The organism is Sphingobacteruim zhuxiongii (assembly GCF_009557615.1).
In the GTDB taxonomy this organism is placed as follows: domain Bacteria; phylum Bacteroidota; class Bacteroidia; order Sphingobacteriales; family Sphingobacteriaceae; genus Sphingobacterium; species Sphingobacterium zhuxiongii.
In genome coordinates this window covers 3,239,444-3,257,372 of the sequence record NZ_CP045652.1, presented here as the reverse complement: position 1 = coordinate 3,257,372, position 17,929 = coordinate 3,239,444, and the positions used below count along the sequence as shown (strand labels likewise).

Here is a 17,929-nt window from a genome sequence, read left to right as displayed (position 1 = left end):
CGACGCTAAAGATGCATTTATTTTATACCCCTGACCTAGATAAACAGGCCTCTCACTACCAATTGAGCGAAGAGGAAAGTAAACATGCCATCCGTGTTCTACGTTTAGAGAATACAGATACAGTTCAACTGATTGACGGGAGAGGGGGCATGTATCAAGCAGAAATTATCGATGCACATCCGAAGCGTTGTACGCTGGAAATAAAATCAAGAGTATTTGATTTCCAAAAGCCAAATTATCATCTGCATATTGCAGTTGCCCCTACGAAGAATATCGATCGCATCGAATGGTTTTTAGAAAAGGCAACGGAGATTGGTATTCAAGAAATAACGCCGATTATAAGCGAGCATTCCGAGCGTAAGGATGTTAAAATAGATCGGTTAAACAAAGTGATTATATCGGCGATGAAACAATCGTTAAAGGCCTATATGCCTGTTTTGAACGAAGCAATTAGTTTTGATCGATTTATTTCACTCCAAAAAGACTCAGACTATAATAAAGCAATCGCCCACTGTGAAGACGATGAAAAGGTATATTTAAACCAGTCGTTTGCGAAAGCACAAAAATATTTAATCCTAATTGGACCGGAGGGGGATTTCTCACAAAAAGAAATCCAGCAAGCTCTCGCTGCTGGATTCCATCCTGTATCTCTTGGTGAAGCAAGACTGCGGACAGAAACTGCTGCCCTTTATGCCTGCTTAGAAATTGCGTTGTTAAACCGTTAATTAGTCAATTAATACGGCTTCGAAAATTTGAATTTCAGCATTTCCTTTTAATGGTTCTGCATTAAACTTCATTCTACCTTTAATCTTAATCGGCTCATCGCTAAACTTTACTGTTCCTTTCTTCATGAAAATTTCTACCATCGGTGGAATTCCATTGGTTCCGCAAAATTGACATTGTGTAATTGGTAAAACTGATAGCATAAATGTGCTATGGTTACGACCACTTACCAATGGTACAATATAACCAGGAAGTTCAACTATCGTGTTTTCCAGTTTTTTCAACGGAGCGGGATAGCTCGGAGTATAGACTTTTTTATTGCCGACCGTCGATACTTTATACATCATCTTGTCAATTGCCTCCCAAGTACTGTTCATCATTGGAGTATGATCAGGAACCTGATTTTGGTTATAATTACCGATTTGTGCCTTTGAAAAAGAAACAGTGGCTGTAAGTAGTAAAACTGTAAATAATATTCTCTTCATTTTATTTATTCCCTAGTATCGTCGATATTGTTGTATTATATGCCTTAATTGCTGGAATTGCGGAAGCAATAACACCGATAAGGCATGCTGTAAGCAAAATTAACCATTCCTTGTTATAAATGCTAAAAGCTTGAATGATATCCGCACTTTGACTTGTTTGCGTGCCGATTAGGTACAAGCCTAGATGTCCAAATACTAATCCCAATAATCCGCCAATAGTCGTTATCACCAGACCTTCGACAATTAGCAATATGAATAGTTTAATCTTTGAAGCACCAAGTGCCCGCATAATCGCCAAATCGTATTTCCTATCCTTTAATGCATTATAAAGACTGATAAATACACTTAGTCCAGCGATGATCATAATCACATAAGCTAAAATTTCTAAGGAATCTATACCTACGCCTAATAGCGAAAATAAGCGTGCAGTTTCCAGGGCTGGCGATGCGGCTTGCATACTTGTTGATTGATTAATCAACTTAGGGACCACTCCGATGGCTGCTGGTGAGCTGTATTTAACGAGTAGCGCAGTAATTTCTAAGCTATGATCTTGTATCACATCCTCAGCAATACTTTTTATCAGGACATTCGGTCGCGGACGCTCAGTTACTAGACTATCAGAAGTTTTGGAATTGCTTTTTTGTTCAGCTTCTTCATGGCCTGTTGTGGCGTGATCATGTCCCTCATGCGAGTGCTCATCTTCTTTAGTGTGGATATGCTGGGTTTCAGCTGGCTGTATTTCATGGTTGTGGTTCACATGCTCATCCGTTTCCTCAGTATGTTCATGTGTTGCATGGTCATGTTCGTGATCGTGATCGTGATCATGTTCATCATGTTTTATTCCATGTACATCCCATACACTTTGGAGGTCACAAAGAATCAAATTGTCAACAACGGTAGCTGAAGGTTTTAATATTCCAACAACTTTGAATGGATGATCGTCGTGAATATGTGCGTTTTCCGCTAATCCGTGAGCACTCTGAATTTCATCGCCGAGTTTTAGTTGATGCTTTCGAGCGGTTTCACTTCCTAGAACGACTTCAAAACTTTTCGTCCATAATTTACCTTCTGCGAGAGAGAGTTCGTAAAGCCCCATATAGCTGGTGTCTGTACCAATTATTCGATGCCCTTTATAATTATCTCCAAGCGAGATTGGAACGGCAGTTTCGATAAACGGGTTGTCTTTAATTTTCTCTGCTTCGGCAAGCTTGATGTTTCCTGTTGGATTGTCAATATGGTAGAGGGTACTTAAAATAAGTTGTAATGGACTTCCTTTCGCTCCAATTACTAAATCGACCTGTTTACTATTGCTATCGAGTTGCTTCTCGAAAGTATCGCTAGTTATGTATATGCTTACTAGAATTGCAACTCCGAATGCGGTTAAAATAATGCTTAATAGAGTGGACCCCCATTGTTGTGTGATATTCTTCCAGACTAGTTGAAATGTATTCATCTTATAATGGCGATAGTTGATAGTTATTGCTGAATTCGTCCTTTAATCTTTTGTCATGAGTGGAGATAATCAAAGTGCTTCCCTGTTCGTCAGCTAGGGCTTTGATTAGTTCAATGACTAAAAAAGTATTCTTGTCATCTAAGGCTGCGGTTGGTTCGTCAGCGATTAGTAATGCTGGTTTATTAATTAATGCTCTAGCGATTGCTACACGCTGCACTTGTCCTCGGCTTAGCTCATTCGGCTTGCGGTTGGCAAGTTGATCCAATTGTAGTTTTTTCAAAAGCTCAATAATATCGGCTTCATTAACGGGATAATTAGCTAACGATTGTGCAAGCTTAATATTCTCGACAATGGTGAGGTTTTTCAATAAATGAGCTTCTTGAAAGATAAAGCCCAAATTCTTTGCACGAAAATGATCTAGATTTGATTCCTGTAATTGATAGATATCTTGTCCTTGAATAAAAACCTTTCCGGTAGTGGGAGCGGAAAAACCAGCAATCAGATTTAACAATGTTGATTTTCCAGAGCCTGACTCTCCTAGGATAAGCGTGTGTTTTTGCTTGGAAACGCTCAGGTTTTCAAAGTTAAGTTTGGAGCCCTTTGGATATTGGTAGGACAAACTTTCTGTGTGTAGCACAAACTCGTTCATAATGTTACTTTGTTGCAATTTAAGACTATTTAGTCGTTTCTCCCAATTTAATCCCGATTAATCCTAACTGTTCACGGCTTAACAATTCGTTAACGAACGACTCATATTAAGATAATAGAATCTTAATATTCACCTAACAACTAGCTTATAGTTTTGCAACATAATATTAACATACTATGAATTGTATTAAATCATTATTTACGGTTATGCTCTTATGTGTTGCAACGCTTGTTGCACATGCTCAACAAGTAGCATACGGTGTAAAAGGGGTTGTAGTTGATGTAGAAAGCTACGAGCCATTAAAGGGAGCAACCATTACGATTGCTAACTCACAATTAGGAACTACTACCAATGAAAAGGGAGAGTTCTACATTCCACTTCCTAGTAATAAACCTGCCGACTATTTAATTCGCGCAAGTATTATGGGATATGATGGGCAAGAGTTGAAATTTACGCTAAGTGCTTCAGACACTGAGTTTATTTCTTTTGCACTTAAAAATAAGGATGCCGTGATTGAAGAAGTCGTTGTTACACGACGCAGAGAGAAAGCTACAGAGCTTGCGCTTTTGGAGGAAAGACGCAAATCTAACTTGATGGTCGAATCAATTGGAACACAAGAGCTATCTAGAAAAGGCGTTAGTGACGCACGCGCTGCACTGACAAAAATGGCGGGTGTTTCGAGACAAGAAGGAGCGAAGAATGTTTTCGTTCGTGGTCTAGGAGATCGTTACAATTCATCTTCTCTAAACGGATTGCCCTTACCTTCTGAAGACCCATTATACAAAAATATCTCCTTAGATTTCTTCAGTTCGGATGTTATTCAAAGTATCAATGTTAACAAAACGTTTAATCCATTTATCGGAGGAGACGTTGCTGGAGCGAACGTCGATATCTTTACAAAAGAAGCTACTGGCAATAGTTTAGAAATTGCAGCTTCTGCGGGAGCCAATTCTCAAACCATTGGAAAAGATAACTTCAAGAGAATTGATGGAACAAGCTGGTTAGGCACACTGAATGGAGGTTCAAAACATCATATTAGCACCTTACAAGATTATTCTTTCAAGAATAGTTGGACAGCAAAGCCTATTAATAACTTAGTTAATTCGGATTTTAAGATTTTAGGTAACCGTCGATTTAATTTAGGTGGGAATACATTAAGTTTATTTTTCACTGCCGGTATGGACTCTAAATATCGATTTGCCGAAGGTCGCATCGGTGCTGCAACTTCTGCAGGCCAAGTTTATCAGGATCAAACTTATGTTAAAAACCAATACAATGTTTCGCAAAATGCAATGGTTAACCTGCGTTATGCATTCGATAAAGGTAGCGTAAGTTTTAATTCCCTTTATATTCATGATCAAGCTCAAGATTTTTCTGAGTTTTCTGGTAAAAATGCAAATGAAGTCGAAGGAGACCTTGAGTTTGCACGCAGACAACAAATCAATGATAACCATATTTCTGTCTCTCAAATCTTAGGTAAATATGAGTTCAATCAAAATTGGAGTGCAGATGTAGCTTTAGGTTATAATTATGTTATCGGGAATGAACCAGACAGAAGAGTGAATAGCTTCATTGAGAATTCTGGTAAATATCGTTTCAATTCGAACTCCTCAGGTACCAATGAACGTTATTTTTCGACGATGAATGAAAAAGGTTTTGTTAGCCGTGCAATTCTAACCTATAAAATAGACAATGAAGAAGGATTCGATCGGAAAATTGATTTCGGCTATAATGCTAATATGACCAAAAGAGCGTTTGAGGCAACTATTTTTAATCATGAATTATTGCCTCCTTACAATAATAATGTAGATGTTGCTAACCCTGATCAATATTTTAATACTGGTCAATTAGGTTCGATATTTAATTTAATGACGCTGCGTGGCAAGAATGATGAGTTTGCATTTCTTCCATTTTACTATAACGGTAAAAAGAATATTCACAGCGCTATCGCGAGTGCAACTTACCAATTCAATGCTGACTTCACAGCTGTGTTGGGCTTACGCTACGATAAGGTGAATCAAGATGTTGACTTTTATACCAATGTGACGCAAAGTGATATTATTGGCCCCTCGAAAATTGATAAATCTTTCTTTTTACCGAGTTTGAATTTGAAATATAATTTAGGCGAAAAGATGATCTTACGTGGTTCTGGAAGTAAGACATATACCTTGCCGCAGTTTATTGAAATTGCTCCAATGCGATATGCAGGTCAGAATAATAATACAGAAGGTAACTCAGGATTGATTCCTTCGGAATCTTATAATGGCGATTTGAAATGGGAGTTTTATCCTGAAAATGGTGAATTAATCTCATTTGGCGTATTCTATAAGCATATCAAAAATCCTATCGGTCGCTCGACAATCCCATCTGGTGGTAATACGTTAACCTTCTTAAACGTTGGTGGTGCAGCAGATGTAATAGGTGCCGAAATGGAAATCAAGAAGGATTTGATCAAAACGGCAACTGCTAATGGTGAGAATGTTCTATCTGCTGGATTGAATGTATCCTACTTGCATTCGAAGCAAAAGTTAGAAAATCCTCTTGCGCAGTTTACAAAGACTTCTGATCAATTGGAAGGCGCATCCCCTTTAATGTTAAACGCTGATTTAACCTATAAGCTGAACGTAAATAAAGTTGAACTTATGCCAACATTTGTTTTCAACTATTTCTCTGACCGCATATTCTCTATTGGAACAAGAGGATTTGGAAATATTATGGAGAAAGGAATTCCGACGTTTGACTTCAATCTAAGAGGAACAGTGAATAAGAAAATTGGCTTCTCGATTAAGGCGGAAAACATCATCAATCCATATAGAGAGTTAACAATGGAGTTTTCGAATGACGCGCCTAAGTTAATGGTTGAGCGTTATCGTAGAGGTATGGATTTTAGTGCAGGTTTATCTTATAAGTTTTAATGTAAAGTTAACATACCGATAACGTGTAAGTTATGTTAACCAAGTTCTTTTGTATAGAAATTAAATGATTATGAAAACAAAGTTATTAGCAATTTTAGCAGCAGGAGCATTCGCATTCACAGCATGTTCTACGGATGATGAGCCAGTAAAACCAACACCAGGTGGAAAGGCAGAATTAAAAGGTAATATTACTTCAAATACTACTTTAGATGCCAACGTAGAATATACGTTATCAGGTACTGTTTTAGTCAACTCTGGCGTAACATTAACTATCCCTGCAGGTACAACCATTAAGGCAGCAGCTAGTGGCACTGATATCTATTTATTAGTAGAAAGAGGTGGTAAAATCATCGCTGACGGTACTGCAGCAAAGCCAATCGTTTTTACATCTAGTGCATCCTCTCCAAAACAAGGAGACTGGGGTGGTATCATTCTAAATGGTAAAGCGCCAATCTCAAGAAAAGAAGGTGCTAAGAGTGAAGCAGGTACAGAAATCAATAACGCAATTAAATTCGGTGGAGATGATGTAAATGATAACTCAGGTATCTTAAACTATGTTAGAATTGAATATACAGGTGCTCGTATCGATCAAGAAGCTGAACACAACGGTTTAACTTTAAATGGAGTTGGTAAGGGAACAAAAATAAGCAACATCTATCTAACTTATGGAGATGATGACGCAATTGAATTCTTCGGTGGTACAGTGGATGCTTCAAACATCTTAGTTGTAAACTGTACAGATGATATGTTTGATTTTTCTCAAGGTTACACTGGTACTGTTACGAATGCATATGGGATTAGAGAGGCTAAATATTTGCCAGTTACTGTAGATCCACGTGGTGTAGAAGCAGATGGTAATTTAGATGGAGAGACACCAACTGATATCAATCAATCAGATTTCACGATCAATGGCATCACGATTATCAACAATGCGCCAGGTGCGGACGCTAATTTAACTATGCATGATGTCTTCAAAATCCGTAGAGGAGCTAAAGCAACGATTAAAAATGCGTACGCAAAATTCGGTGCAGGAACTACTGTTGCAGATTTAATCGATTTAACTGATGCTAAAGGAGCGGGTAATGGTGGTACATCTATTGAGTACACGATTGATCCTGCTAACGGTTTAGATAAAGGTAAAATCAAGAACGATGTGAATGCTACAATTACTAAGAAAGACGGCCTAAAAGGTGCAGATGTTTCAGCGTTCACTTGGACTGGTTACAAATTTTAATCAAGACCAAATAGCTAAAAAAATATTAATCATAGTACATATTTTAGAGCCTCCAAGAAATTGGAGGCTTTTTTATTGAATTGTCCTAAAGATTCAAGGTGTAAAAGTTGAAAAGAAATCTAGAATTCTTTAGATGTGTAATTGCAATTTATTTTATTTAGTAGGGTATTCTTAGTTTCAATTAGAATGGTCTGACGACCTATACAATACTTTTATTTGACAGAAAAAGAAACTTTGCATACTCAGTAATTATGCAGGTCGTTGCACTGAATTAGCACGCACATAAACGGTATGTTGGAGTCTCAATACACTTCCTCGAGCTATCCCAAACTTTTTCTCAATTTAGAATAAAGCGCGTTTATAGGTGTATCCTTATTTTTCTGATTTTCTATTTCAATGAGTGATCCTTGCTAAAAGGAGGGAACGTTGTTGTTAGGTCAAAATAAAAACACCTATAGTTTTAGGTTACTATAGGTGTTTTTATACTTTATATTAAACTCAGCCTAATGATTGTTGTTAGACTCTGTTTGATGTTTATGTCTAAAAAGAATAGCAAATAAAATAGCAACCACTAGCGTATATAAGGCAAAAGCAACCCAGATATGTTGCCAATCTTTTAATTGAATCACTTTATCGAATACTCCATTACTGATTTCTACGCCACGAGAGGCGATGAATTTCAATAGAGACTGATTATCTGTTGTCGTATCTAAAAAGCCTGCTAGCGAGCTTGTATCGTTAAACGAGAGCGTATAGTATTTATCAATAACCCAACCTGAGACGCGGGAGCCTAAAACTGCTCCAAAACCGTTCGTCATCATCATAAAGAGTCCCTGTGCAGATGAGCGAATTTGATTGTTGGTTGTCGTTTCCACAAATAGCGATCCCGAGATGTTAAAGAAGTCGAAAGCCATCCCATATACGATACACGATAGTATGATCATCCATAATCCGCCAGAAGGGTCTCCATAGGCAAATAAGCCGAAGCGTAACACCCAGGCCACCATTGCAATCAACATCACTTGTTTAATGCCGAACTTCTTTAAAAAGAAGGGGATGGCAAGAATAAACAAGGTTTCAGAAATTTGGGAAATAGACATGATGATGGTTGAGTATTCCACGACAAAAGAGTCTACCCATTTCGGGAAGAACTTAAATTCGTCTAAAAATACATCACCATAAGCGTTAGTAAGTTGCAGCGCTGCTCCAAGAAACATGGAAAATATGAAGAACATTGCCATTTTAAAATTGCCGAACAATTTAAAGGCTTCTAAACCTAACACTTGCGCAAGACTTGCATTTTCTTTCGAGTGATGTTGTGGAGGACACTTAGGAAGGTTAAACACAGAATACACACTAAGTAAGATGGATCCGCCAGCGGCAATGTAAAATTGAAATTCACTGGCTTTACTACCACTTAAATTTGTGATCCACATTGCTGCGATAAAACCTACTGTTCCCCATACTCGAATTGGAGGGAAAGCTTTGATTAAATCGTAATTTCCTTGGGTTAATGCGGTATAGGCAATTGAATTAGATAATGCCAGCGTTGGCATATAACAACACATAGCTAGTAGCATAACATTGAAGAATGCACCTGGATCTTGTACTTGCGCTAGAAAAATTAAACATACAGCATAGAGGAAGTGTAATCCGATGTACAGCCTTTCCGCGTTCACCCATCGATCAGCAATAATACCCATTAATGTGGGCATAAAGAGTGACGCGATACCCATCGTCGAGAAGATAGCACCAAATTGTGTTCCGTCCCATTGTTTAGTGCCAAACCAGTAATTGGCAATCGTGATTAACCAAGCTCCCCAAACAAAGAATTGCAGGAAGTTCATAATGGTCAACCTAAGTTTAATAGACATACTTATTAGGTGAGATTATTTATTTGCTATGAATTAATTAAGATTTTCGATTCTCAATTTCGTCCCTGATTTTTGCTGCGGTTTCATACTGTTCGTTTTCAATCGCTTTTTCTAGGGTCTTCTCCAATTGTTCCATCGTGAGCGAGGCATAGGGAGAAGGTTTGTTCTTAATCGTTTCTTTTGGCTCAGGCTCTGGCTTAGGCTCAGGCTCTTGATCCGGCGGCGTAGGCGTCTCAGTTTGCTTATAAGCTCCGACGTTTTCGATGTTTTCAAGGAATGCAAAATCATTCCCTTCAATCACGATGCCTGCGGTATTCATGATGAAATCATAAGTGTAGATTGGACTTTCGAAGCGGACAGCTAAAGCAACAGCATCCGATGTACGCGCGTCTATTTCTACCGTTTTAGTTTCATTGCTACATATCAATTTTGCGAAGAAAATGCCATCCACTAAATTGTAAATTAACACCTCTACAAGTTTGATGTCGAATGTATCAGCAAAGGATTTGAATAAGTCGTGTGTTAACGGCCTACTGGGGGTCATTTTTTCAATTTCTACAGCGATAGACTGTGCCTCGAATCCTCCGATAATGACTGGTAGTCGACGGTTCCCTGCAACTTCCCCTAACACTAGCGCATAAGCCCCAGATTGTGTCTGGCTATACGATAATCCTACAATATCTAACTTGATTTTCTTCATTGACAAATCGTTAACGGAATTACAAAGATGCTAATATTCGGAGCAAAAAAAAAGTGACCTTGTTATTTTTATCCAAGGCCACTCGTTCATTGTTTAGTTTCGCTAGTTGTGTTTTAAGTTTTTGATTGCTTCTGTCAATTTAGGGACAATCTCAAACGCGTCGCCTACAATACCATAATCAGCTACTTTGAAGAAAGGAGCTTCTGGATCTTTGTTAATAACGACTATTGTTTTCGAAGAACTTACGCCGGCTAGATGTTGAATAGCACCTGAAATGCCGATTGCAATGTAAAGATTTGGACTCACCACGATCCCTGTTTGTCCGACGTGCTCCGAATGTGGACGCCATCCTGCGTCTGAAACCGGTTTAGAACATGCTGTTGCTGCACCGAGTACATTTGCTAATTCTTCAATCATACCCCAGTTTTCTGGACCTTTCAGGCCGCGTCCTGCTGAGACAACAATTTCTGCTTCAGGAAGAGAAACTTTATCTGTCGCGCGAATAATATCTTTTACCATCACAGCGAAGTCATTTGCATTAACTTCTGGAGTGAATGGGGTAATATTCGCAGTTGTTGCTGCTTCTTTTAATTCGAAAGCATTTGGACTAAGAGAAATTACCTTCGTCGAAGAAGAAATTACCTCTGTAGCAAAAGCTTTGTTTGAAAAAGCTGTCTTTTTTACTTCAATATTATCACCATTCCATGTTGGAAGGCTAATTGCTCCGTCCGCTAATCCTGCATCTAGCTTTGCCGCTATACGAGGAGCCAACCCTTTTCCACTAAATGAATTTGAAAGAACGACCACTGACGCTTGCTCTTGTTTTGCAGCAGCAGCAATAATGGAAGCGTAAGCTTTATTGACGAAGTTTTTTAAGTTATCTTGACTTGCATTCAATACTTTGGAAACACCGTATTTACCTAATTTCTCTAATTCAGTATCTGCTACATTTCCAATGGAAAGCGCAACAACGGTATCGCCTTTCTGATCAGCAATTGCTTTTGCATAAGATGCAACTTCAAAAGCTGATTTCTTTAAAACGCCATCTGTATTTTCTATATATACTAAAATTGCCATGTGTTTTTCTTGCTTAAAAATGATTAGATAACTTTCGCTTCTCCATGAAGTAATTGAACTAATTGGTCAACATCATCAACCAATTTTACAGTACCACGAGGAGCAGGACTTTCATAACGAGCAATCGTTGCTAATTCACTCACCTCAATAGGCTCCACAACTTGTAAAGGTTTGCTTCGAGCGCCCATAATGCCACGCATATTTGGGATCTTTGGTTCAGCAACGCCTTCAGCAGTACCGATTACTACTGGAAGTGAGACGCTAAGTACTTCTTTACCACCTTCGATTTCACGATCAATTGTGGCTTCAGTGCCTTGAATATCAACCTTCTTTGCAATTGAAATGGAAGGAAGATCTAATAGCTCACCCAATAGCGCTGCAACTTGAGCTCCGTTATAATCTATTGATTCACGTCCTGTTAGGATTAAATCAAAACCTTGACTTTTTGCATAGTTGGCAATTTGATTGGCAACGAACCAAGCATCGCGTGGCTGTGCATTTACACGTACAGCGTCATCTGCGCCAATTGCTAAAGCCTTACGAATTGTAGGCTCGGTTGACGCGTCACCAACGTTAATAACCGTTACGGTACCTTTACCACCTTCTGCAAGCTCTACAGCTTTGGAAAGCGCAATTTCGTCATAGGGATTAATAATATACTGTACACCAGTATTGTTGAATAAGGTGTTATCATTGGTAAACGTTATTTTCGATGTCGTATCTGGGACATTACTAATACATACTAATATCTTCATAAATCTAGCGTTTTACACAAACCTACATTTTTTGTGAAGTATTTCAAAGCGTATATGACAGGATTCGAACATCACAACGGAACTCTGTTAAATGCAATGTTTTTAAAATATCCTGACCTTTTTTGATAAATTTTTATATAAAATAGGATAGCAGCGTATTTTTTTGCGATAGTATTACTGTTTCGCTCTAAAACTAGGATTGTCATAGTATTGTCAATTCTATGCTAGCATAGTAAATCTATGAATTAAACTAGTGCGCATACGTCTTGATAAATATCCTTAAATTTGTCAAATGGAAGGAAGATTAACACAGCTCAAAGCATTTTTAGAAGAAAGTCCCAACGACCCGTTTTTAAAGTATGCGCTGACAATGGAATATGTTAAGCTAGGTAACGATGAGCAAGCACTCGCTGGATTTGAAGATCTAATCCTAGTTCATGAAGACTATGTAGGAACCTACTATCATTTTGGAAAATTTTTAGAAGGAAAAAATCAACAGGATCGAGCAATCAGTATTTATGAAAAGGGGATGCAAATAGCGCAACAGAAGCGAAATTTCCATGCTTTAGGTGAACTTCGCAATGCGCATATGGCCGCAAATGGTCTGCTCGACGAAGACGAATAATGTTAAATTTTCTTAAAATGCCAATTGTGGTATTTTTTTTGTGTTTTGCATAATTGTAAAAAAATTATGCAAAAGTTATCTTACATATTGACCGTTTTAATTGGACTGATTTTCGCCATAAGTTGTATCAACAACAAGACCAACGTCAATCAATTGCTTGCGTCCGAAGATAATGCATTAAAAGGTATCGGATTACTAGGAACATATGAGGGCAATTTGCCTTGTGCAGATTGTACTATGATTAGTACTTTGTTAAGCTTAGATAAAGACAAAAACTACCACTTGCGATATGTTTATGTAGGAAAGAGTGAAGAGGTGTTTGAGAAGACTGGCAAATGGGATGTAAGTAAAGATATCCTATCCTTAGAGAATGTGGATTATAATTACAAGATCCTTGAAAATCAGCTAAATCAACTTGATTTGTCAGGAAAGGAGATAAAAGGTGATCTTGCAGATAAGTATACTTTGATGAAAGTTAAGTAACAGATATTTTAGATAGATAACGAAAAAGGCCATCATTTGATGGCCTTTTTTATTTCTTAATCTCTAGAACAAATTTCTTTTAGTGTTTGCACGACAAAGTCGACTTCTTCTTTCGTATTAAATTTACTGAATGAGAACCGTACTGAAGGACGTTTTGGATCTGCACCTATACCACGCAGTACATGAGAACCAATATCCGAGCCTGAGCTACATGCGGATCCTCCTGATGCTGATACTCCTTTGATATCAAGATTGAACAATAGCATGTCACCCATATCCGTACATGGCAATGAAACGTTAAGCACCGTATAAAGTGCCTTGTTAGCTTCTGTTTCGCCATTGAAAGAAATATCTGGAATATTTTGAATCAGTTGCTCTTTCATGTAATCTTTTAACGATTGAATTTGCTGCTGATGCGCTTCCATTTCTTCATAGGCCATCTCTAAAGCTTTCGCTAATCCGACAATGCCATACACGTTCTCAGTACCGCCGCGCATATTCCGTTCTTGCGCTCCTCCGTGAATCAAAGGCTTAATTTTATTTCTGCTATTGATGTATAAGAATCCGACTCCTTTTGGACCGTGAAACTTATGTGCCGCTGCCGTTATAAAATCAATTTTTAATTTCGAAAGATCATGGGCATAATGACCCATAGTTTGAACCGTATCGGAATGTAGAACGGCATCGTATTGATTACAGATATCACTCACTTTTTGAATGTCAGTAATATTGCCTAACTCGTTGTTGGCATGCATAATCGAAACAAATGTTCTTGGGTTTTTCGCTAACAGCTCTTCCAGATGAGATAAATCAATATTCCCTTTTTGATCTAAACGAAGGAAATCCAAATGGATTTTTCCGTCTTTCTGTAATTCTTCTAGCGTATGTAGAACCGCATGATGTTCAATAGGGGACGATACGGCGTGAGTAATTCCGTAGGCCTCTATTGCTCGCACGATAGCCATATTATCAGCTTCAGTTCCACCGGAGGTAAAAAATATTTCTGCTGGAGAAGCGTGCAATAATTTAGCTACAGTTCTTCTAGCTTTCTCAACGATAGTTTTGGATTCTCTACCATGCGCATGTATGGATGAAGGGTTTCCAAAATTATCGTTCATTGTTTGTACCATTACGTCGATAACTGCTTTGTCTAAAGCAGTGGTAGCGGCATTATCAAAATATACATGCATGACGGCAAATATAAAAAAACGTATAGTAATAAAACAGATTAATTTCGTTTTCTGACAATCATTAAACCGATTGATATCAAACCTGTTAAGAAACTTAAATATACAATTAGATCGCCCGAGCGTGTATAGAACGTTAATTCTTCATTCAGATTGATTTCTTGAGATAAAGCTGTGGGTACCCACCAAGAAGATTTTTGAACAATATCACCACGTTGATTGATAAAGGCGGAAATCCCGGTATTTGCGGATCGAACAACCCAACGACGGTTTTCAATCGCTCGTAATTTTGCGTATTGCAGGTGTTGGTCTTTTCCGGAAGTGTCGCCCCACCAACCGTCATTTGTTATGACAGCAATGAATTGTGCCCCCATTTTAACATATTCAGCCACATAATTCCCCCAAATAGATTCATAGCAGATGACAGGTGCAGCACCAATTCCGCTCGCTGAATAGAAAACGCTGGGTTTATCTTGGCTGGCATATCCACCTGTAGTTCCTCCAAAATGTGCGAAGAACGGTTTTAAAAAGCTTAACGTATTTCCGAATGGCAAAAGCTCAGCTCCAGGCACTAATTTAGACTTATGATAGAATTGCAATTTGCTACTGCCATCGATTAATACGCCAGCATTGAACCTGTCGCAAAACAGATTGCCTATTTTCTTCGCGGTTGGTGTCCGTTGATCCGAGTAGAGCGCATAACTCTCAATCCCGGATAGCACATTTCCATTGTGGTAAGGTTCTAGAAAAGTTAAAATTTTTTGATATTGTGGATAGTCTCTGAATTCTTCTTCATTGACACCATTGCGATCCGAAATAGCTGTCTCCGGCCAAATGAAGAATTCCGTATTGAGTTTTGCGACCTTTTGAGATAAATTGGTCAGAACAGATAGCTGCTCTTCAGGCGTTATCGGTCCCCATTTCCCGAAAGGATCAATATTCGGTTGTACCGTAACAATTTCAGAAGGATTCACATGCTCTTCATATTTGCTATACCAAACGATGGATACAATTGCAGGAATACAGATAATTCCTGCTAAGGAACCAATTAGAACTTTATTGTTAATTGCTTCAATACCATTTCTCTTTTGCCAAATCAATAAGAACAAGCAAATATTCGTTAACCAGATCCAAAGCGTTCCTCCGTATACTCCGGTAATGCTATACCATTGAATAAGTTGATGTGTATTTGCAAATCCATTTCCTAAAGTCATCCATGGGAAGGATAGATCCCAGGTTTGGTGTAGGTATTCATAAATAATCCAGAAGGATATAAGCCCCATGAAACTAATAAGGATTCCATTCCTCTTTCTTAATTGATAATAGAGACGGAAAGCTAGCGCCATAAGTAACGGTGCCAGCGTATAAGGGACAAGTGAAATAAGGAGAGATGGAATGGCATCTAGGAATGCATTCATTGCATTATATACCCAGTAGATCGAAGCAGTATTCCAAACTACTCCTGTTAAAAATGCTAGTGTAAAAACTTTTCTTCCCTTGTTCTTATAGTCCCCTCTTATCGTTTGCTCAATAGCAATCAAAAGTGGAACAAAGGCAACCAATAATAATACAGCAGTATAAGGGATCGGCGGCCATGCTAGCCATAATAAAAAAGCGGAAAGTAAAGCTAACAGGTAATTTGATCTCATGAACTTATAATTTGCTTAATATCTCGGCTTTCTTTGTCTCGTATTCGGCCTGTGTAATCAATTGTTTGTCGTATAGTGTCTTTAGTTTCTTCAATTTCAATGTAATTTCGTCTTCCTCTTCAGTTGGCTTTTCAACTTGGTTGGAAAAGCTCGAAGGAATAGACGAAGATGTACCGAAGGAAGTGGGTCTTGGTTCCTGTTTTTGAAAGGTATCATTTAGTGAAGGCGCAGGCGCGATTCTTTCTTCACGTTTTTCTTCCAAAATGATAGGCTTTTCTTCAATAGGTGCCGCAGGTATCACGGGTTTATCGACTTCGACTTTCACCGGCGGAGTAGGATTGGTGTAAACTGGTTTGTTTTCAATGATGATCTTACTTTCTTTAGGTTCTTGTTTCTGATTTTGAAGATTGTCTAAAGCTGCTTTAATCAATTGATATAACTTTCTAGCTTGTGTTTTTGGGATATAGTCAATTGTTAAGTTTTCACCTGTGAAAGGGATAACAGTAACTTTAGAGCCAAATATCTCCTCTTTAAACGCGATGTCTTTGACTTCTTGCCAAGCGAAGATTTCAAAATTTGTAGCAAGCCCTAGTTTTGTAAATTCGCAAAGAAATAGGCGCTTGTTACTTACGGTAATGCTATCAGGCAATAGGGTGACAGCAGGTTTCTTTTGCAATGCGATATAATTAATCGATTCTCCAGGTGTTAACATGTCGAGAATTTTTCCGTGAATCTTTTCTACGACTTTCGGATCCTGTCCGTCTTGTATGTACTTGTCAATTTGATAGTTTTCCATTGATTCAAGATTTGAATGTGTTAATTATTGTTTCTTTATTCTGCGCCAGCGACACAAAATACGAATTCTCCCTTTATAGGGTTTTGCTCAAAATGCTCTTTTAATTCGGTTAAAGTTCCGCGAACAGTTTCCTCATATAGCTTACTGATCTCTCTGGATAAACTCGCTTGACGTTCCTCTCCAAATACCACCATAAATTCTTCGATCGTTTTTAGAATACGATGCGGAGACTCATAGAAAATCATGGTTCTTTTTTCCTCTGTAAGCGCTTTTAGGCGAGTTTGTCGTCCCTTTTTAACAGGAAGAAATCCCTCAAAACAGAAGCGATCATTTGGAAGTCCTGAATTGACTAGTGCTGGAACAAATGCCGTAGCACCTGGCAAACATTGTACTTCCAGTCCTTCTTTGATGCTCTCACGAACAAGTAAGAAACCGGGATCAGAAATCGCTGGAGTTCCAGCATCAGAAATCAAGGCTATCTGTTGTCCTTCTTTCATTAATCGAATAATCTCAGAAACAGCTTTGTGTTCGTTATGTTGATGATGGGCAAATACTTTTTTATCTATACCAAAGTGCTTCAATAAAGGTGCACTGGTTCGCGTATCTTCGGCCAGAATAATATCAACCGATTTTAATACATTGATAGCCCTGAAAGTCATGTCTTCCAAGTTTCCAATCGGTGTAGGGACTATATATAACATAGATCAAAGATAAGGAATAATGCGTTAGAATGATTTGTGATTTGTTTAGACATTATTTGTTTTATTCATCTACTTCGACGTAATCTTCGGAGCGCGGAATCTTATCAATTACAGAAAGCCAATTTTCAGGAACCGAGGTTAGCTTACGTTCAACCAGATTCATCCAAGCGCCATCCACAACAACTACGGCTGCACGCACGCCATTTTCTTTAATAACCTCATGACGAAAGGAGAATCGAGAATTTTTACGATTGAATTTGCTGATTTCAACAGTCACTTGAATATGCTCGTCTAGTCCAATCTCTCGATAATACGTTAATTCTTCGCGAAAAAGTATTGGACCAATTTTCATTCTTGAGAAATCTGTAAGCGATAAACCCAATTTATTGAGCATGTTGCTTCTTGCCTGAGCACAGAAATCTGCGTAGGCAGAATGACGTAGGTGTACATTTGCATCAATTTGAGACCAAAGAACCTGGCCTTCATAAAATACCTTGTTTTCCATAAGTAACCTTTACTGAATATTATGTCCTAAAATACTAAAGAGATTGAATTAATATTGAAATAATCCAAAAGATGATATTCGGATGTAACGAAATAGCTAACAAATTTTCTTTTGAAAA

The 17,929-nt window shown here is 38.2% G+C and carries 17 protein-coding genes; 5 read left to right on the top strand and 12 right to left on the bottom strand.

Features of this window, described 5'->3' with window-relative positions:
- Positions 1 to 11 precede the first annotated feature (11 nt).
- Positions 12 to 725, top strand: a complete 714-nt coding sequence (locus GFH32_RS13750; protein ID WP_153512135.1) for a 16S rRNA (uracil(1498)-N(3))-methyltransferase — start codon at positions 12 to 14, stop codon at positions 723 to 725.
- Here GFH32_RS13750 and GFH32_RS13745 read toward each other — a convergent pair whose 3' ends face one another.
- Genes GFH32_RS13745 through GFH32_RS13735 form a run of 3 tightly spaced genes read right to left on the bottom strand, consistent with a single transcriptional unit; the run spans position 726 to position 3,310 of the window.
- On the bottom strand, positions 726 to 1,208 hold the full coding sequence (locus GFH32_RS13745) for a hypothetical protein (protein ID WP_153512134.1): 483 nt from the start codon (positions 1,206 to 1,208) through the stop codon (positions 726 to 728).
- A gap of 1 nt (position 1,209) precedes the next feature.
- A complete protein-coding gene (locus GFH32_RS13740; protein ID WP_153512133.1) occupies positions 1,210 to 2,661 on the bottom strand; it encodes an ABC transporter permease in 1,452 nt (483 codons plus the stop codon).
- 1 nt (position 2,662) lies between these two features.
- Entirely contained in the window at positions 2,663 to 3,310 is a 648-nt protein-coding gene (locus GFH32_RS13735) for an ABC transporter ATP-binding protein (protein WP_153512132.1), read from the bottom strand.
- Positions 3,311 to 3,486: 176 nt separating this feature from the next.
- On the opposite strand from GFH32_RS13735, the gene GFH32_RS13730 reads away from it, so the two are divergent.
- Positions 3,487 to 6,225, top strand: a complete 2,739-nt coding sequence (locus GFH32_RS13730; RefSeq protein WP_153512131.1) for a TonB-dependent receptor — start codon at positions 3,487 to 3,489, stop codon at positions 6,223 to 6,225.
- 70 nt (positions 6,226 to 6,295) lie between these two features.
- Entirely contained in the window at positions 6,296 to 7,459 is a 1,164-nt protein-coding gene (locus GFH32_RS13725; protein ID WP_153512130.1) for a hypothetical protein, read from the top strand.
- A 503-nt stretch (positions 7,460 to 7,962) separates the two neighbouring features.
- On the opposite strand, the gene GFH32_RS13720 is transcribed toward GFH32_RS13725, so the two are convergent.
- From GFH32_RS13720 to GFH32_RS13705, 4 genes are all read right to left on the bottom strand, one after another.
- Complete coding sequence (locus GFH32_RS13720) at positions 7,963 to 9,333, bottom strand: nucleoside permease (protein WP_153512129.1); 1,371 nt, start codon at positions 9,331 to 9,333, stop codon at positions 7,963 to 7,965.
- Positions 9,334 to 9,370: 37 nt separating this feature from the next.
- A complete protein-coding gene (locus tag GFH32_RS13715; protein ID WP_153512128.1) occupies positions 9,371 to 10,033 on the bottom strand; it encodes a bifunctional nuclease family protein in 663 nt (220 codons plus the stop codon).
- Between the two features lie 102 nt (positions 10,034 to 10,135).
- A complete protein-coding gene (locus GFH32_RS13710) occupies positions 10,136 to 11,110 on the bottom strand; it encodes an electron transfer flavoprotein subunit alpha/FixB family protein (RefSeq protein WP_153512127.1) in 975 nt (324 codons plus the stop codon).
- A gap of 23 nt (positions 11,111 to 11,133) precedes the next feature.
- Positions 11,134 to 11,865, bottom strand: a complete 732-nt coding sequence (locus tag GFH32_RS13705) for an electron transfer flavoprotein subunit beta/FixA family protein (RefSeq protein ID WP_153512126.1) — start codon at positions 11,863 to 11,865, stop codon at positions 11,134 to 11,136.
- A 292-nt stretch (positions 11,866 to 12,157) separates the two neighbouring features.
- On the opposite strand from GFH32_RS13705, the gene GFH32_RS13700 reads away from it, so the two are divergent.
- Entirely contained in the window at positions 12,158 to 12,490 is a 333-nt protein-coding gene (locus GFH32_RS13700; RefSeq protein ID WP_153512125.1) for a tetratricopeptide repeat protein, read from the top strand.
- 66 nt (positions 12,491 to 12,556) lie between these two features.
- Positions 12,557 to 12,973 (top strand): copper resistance protein NlpE, encoded by a 417-nt coding sequence (locus GFH32_RS13695; RefSeq protein WP_153512124.1) that lies wholly within the window; start codon positions 12,557 to 12,559, stop codon positions 12,971 to 12,973.
- A gap of 56 nt (positions 12,974 to 13,029) precedes the next feature.
- Here GFH32_RS13695 and GFH32_RS13690 read toward each other — a convergent pair whose 3' ends face one another.
- From GFH32_RS13690 to GFH32_RS13670, 5 genes are all read right to left on the bottom strand, one after another.
- Positions 13,030 to 14,163, bottom strand: a complete 1,134-nt coding sequence (locus tag GFH32_RS13690; protein WP_153512123.1) for a cysteine desulfurase family protein — start codon at positions 14,161 to 14,163, stop codon at positions 13,030 to 13,032.
- 38 nt (positions 14,164 to 14,201) lie between these two features.
- Positions 14,202 to 15,809 carry an apolipoprotein N-acyltransferase gene (gene lnt, locus GFH32_RS13685; protein ID WP_153512122.1) on the bottom strand — a complete coding sequence of 536 codons (1,608 nt, stop codon included), beginning with the start codon at positions 15,807 to 15,809 and terminating at the stop codon, positions 14,202 to 14,204.
- Positions 15,810 to 15,813: 4 nt separating this feature from the next.
- Positions 15,814 to 16,605, bottom strand: coding sequence for a PH domain-containing protein (locus GFH32_RS13680; protein WP_153512121.1), 792 nt, complete (start codon positions 16,603 to 16,605; stop codon positions 15,814 to 15,816).
- Positions 16,606 to 16,640: 35 nt separating this feature from the next.
- Complete coding sequence (gene rsmI, locus GFH32_RS13675; RefSeq protein ID WP_153512120.1) at positions 16,641 to 17,306, bottom strand: 16S rRNA (cytidine(1402)-2'-O)-methyltransferase; 666 nt, start codon at positions 17,304 to 17,306, stop codon at positions 16,641 to 16,643.
- 61 nt (positions 17,307 to 17,367) lie between these two features.
- Positions 17,368 to 17,811: an acyl-CoA thioesterase gene (locus tag GFH32_RS13670; protein WP_153512119.1), complete on the bottom strand. Its 444-nt coding sequence runs from the start codon at positions 17,809 to 17,811 to the stop codon at positions 17,368 to 17,370.
- Positions 17,812 to 17,929: the final 118 nt, after the last annotated feature.

Bases quoted from the DNA above. Each gene is read 5' to 3' on its own strand.
- GFH32_RS13750 (WP_153512135.1), top strand. From the start codon at position 12: ATGCATTTATTTTATACCCCTGACCTAGATAAACAGGCCTCTCACTAC.
- GFH32_RS13745 (WP_153512134.1), bottom strand. From the start codon at position 1,208: ATGAAGAGAATATTATTTACAGTTTTACTACTTACAGCCACTGTTTCT.
- GFH32_RS13740 (WP_153512133.1), bottom strand. From the start codon at position 2,661: ATGAATACATTTCAACTAGTCTGGAAGAATATCACACAACAATGGGGG.
- GFH32_RS13735 (WP_153512132.1), bottom strand. From the start codon at position 3,310: ATGAACGAGTTTGTGCTACACACAGAAAGTTTGTCCTACCAATATCCA.
- GFH32_RS13730 (WP_153512131.1), top strand. From the start codon at position 3,487: ATGAATTGTATTAAATCATTATTTACGGTTATGCTCTTATGTGTTGCA.
- GFH32_RS13725 (WP_153512130.1), top strand. From the start codon at position 6,296: ATGAAAACAAAGTTATTAGCAATTTTAGCAGCAGGAGCATTCGCATTC.
- GFH32_RS13720 (WP_153512129.1), bottom strand. From the start codon at position 9,333: ATGTCTATTAAACTTAGGTTGACCATTATGAACTTCCTGCAATTCTTT.
- GFH32_RS13715 (WP_153512128.1), bottom strand. From the start codon at position 10,033: ATGAAGAAAATCAAGTTAGATATTGTAGGATTATCGTATAGCCAGACA.
- GFH32_RS13710 (WP_153512127.1), bottom strand. From the start codon at position 11,110: ATGGCAATTTTAGTATATATAGAAAATACAGATGGCGTTTTAAAGAAA.
- GFH32_RS13705 (WP_153512126.1), bottom strand. From the start codon at position 11,865: ATGAAGATATTAGTATGTATTAGTAATGTCCCAGATACGACATCGAAA.
- GFH32_RS13700 (WP_153512125.1), top strand. From the start codon at position 12,158: ATGGAAGGAAGATTAACACAGCTCAAAGCATTTTTAGAAGAAAGTCCC.
- GFH32_RS13695 (WP_153512124.1), top strand. From the start codon at position 12,557: ATGCAAAAGTTATCTTACATATTGACCGTTTTAATTGGACTGATTTTC.
- GFH32_RS13690 (WP_153512123.1), bottom strand. From the start codon at position 14,163: ATGCATGTATATTTTGATAATGCCGCTACCACTGCTTTAGACAAAGCA.
- lnt (WP_153512122.1), bottom strand. From the start codon at position 15,809: ATGAGATCAAATTACCTGTTAGCTTTACTTTCCGCTTTTTTATTATGG.
- GFH32_RS13680 (WP_153512121.1), bottom strand. From the start codon at position 16,605: ATGGAAAACTATCAAATTGACAAGTACATACAAGACGGACAGGATCCG.
- rsmI (WP_153512120.1), bottom strand. From the start codon at position 17,306: ATGTTATATATAGTCCCTACACCGATTGGAAACTTGGAAGACATGACT.
- GFH32_RS13670 (WP_153512119.1), bottom strand. From the start codon at position 17,811: ATGGAAAACAAGGTATTTTATGAAGGCCAGGTTCTTTGGTCTCAAATT.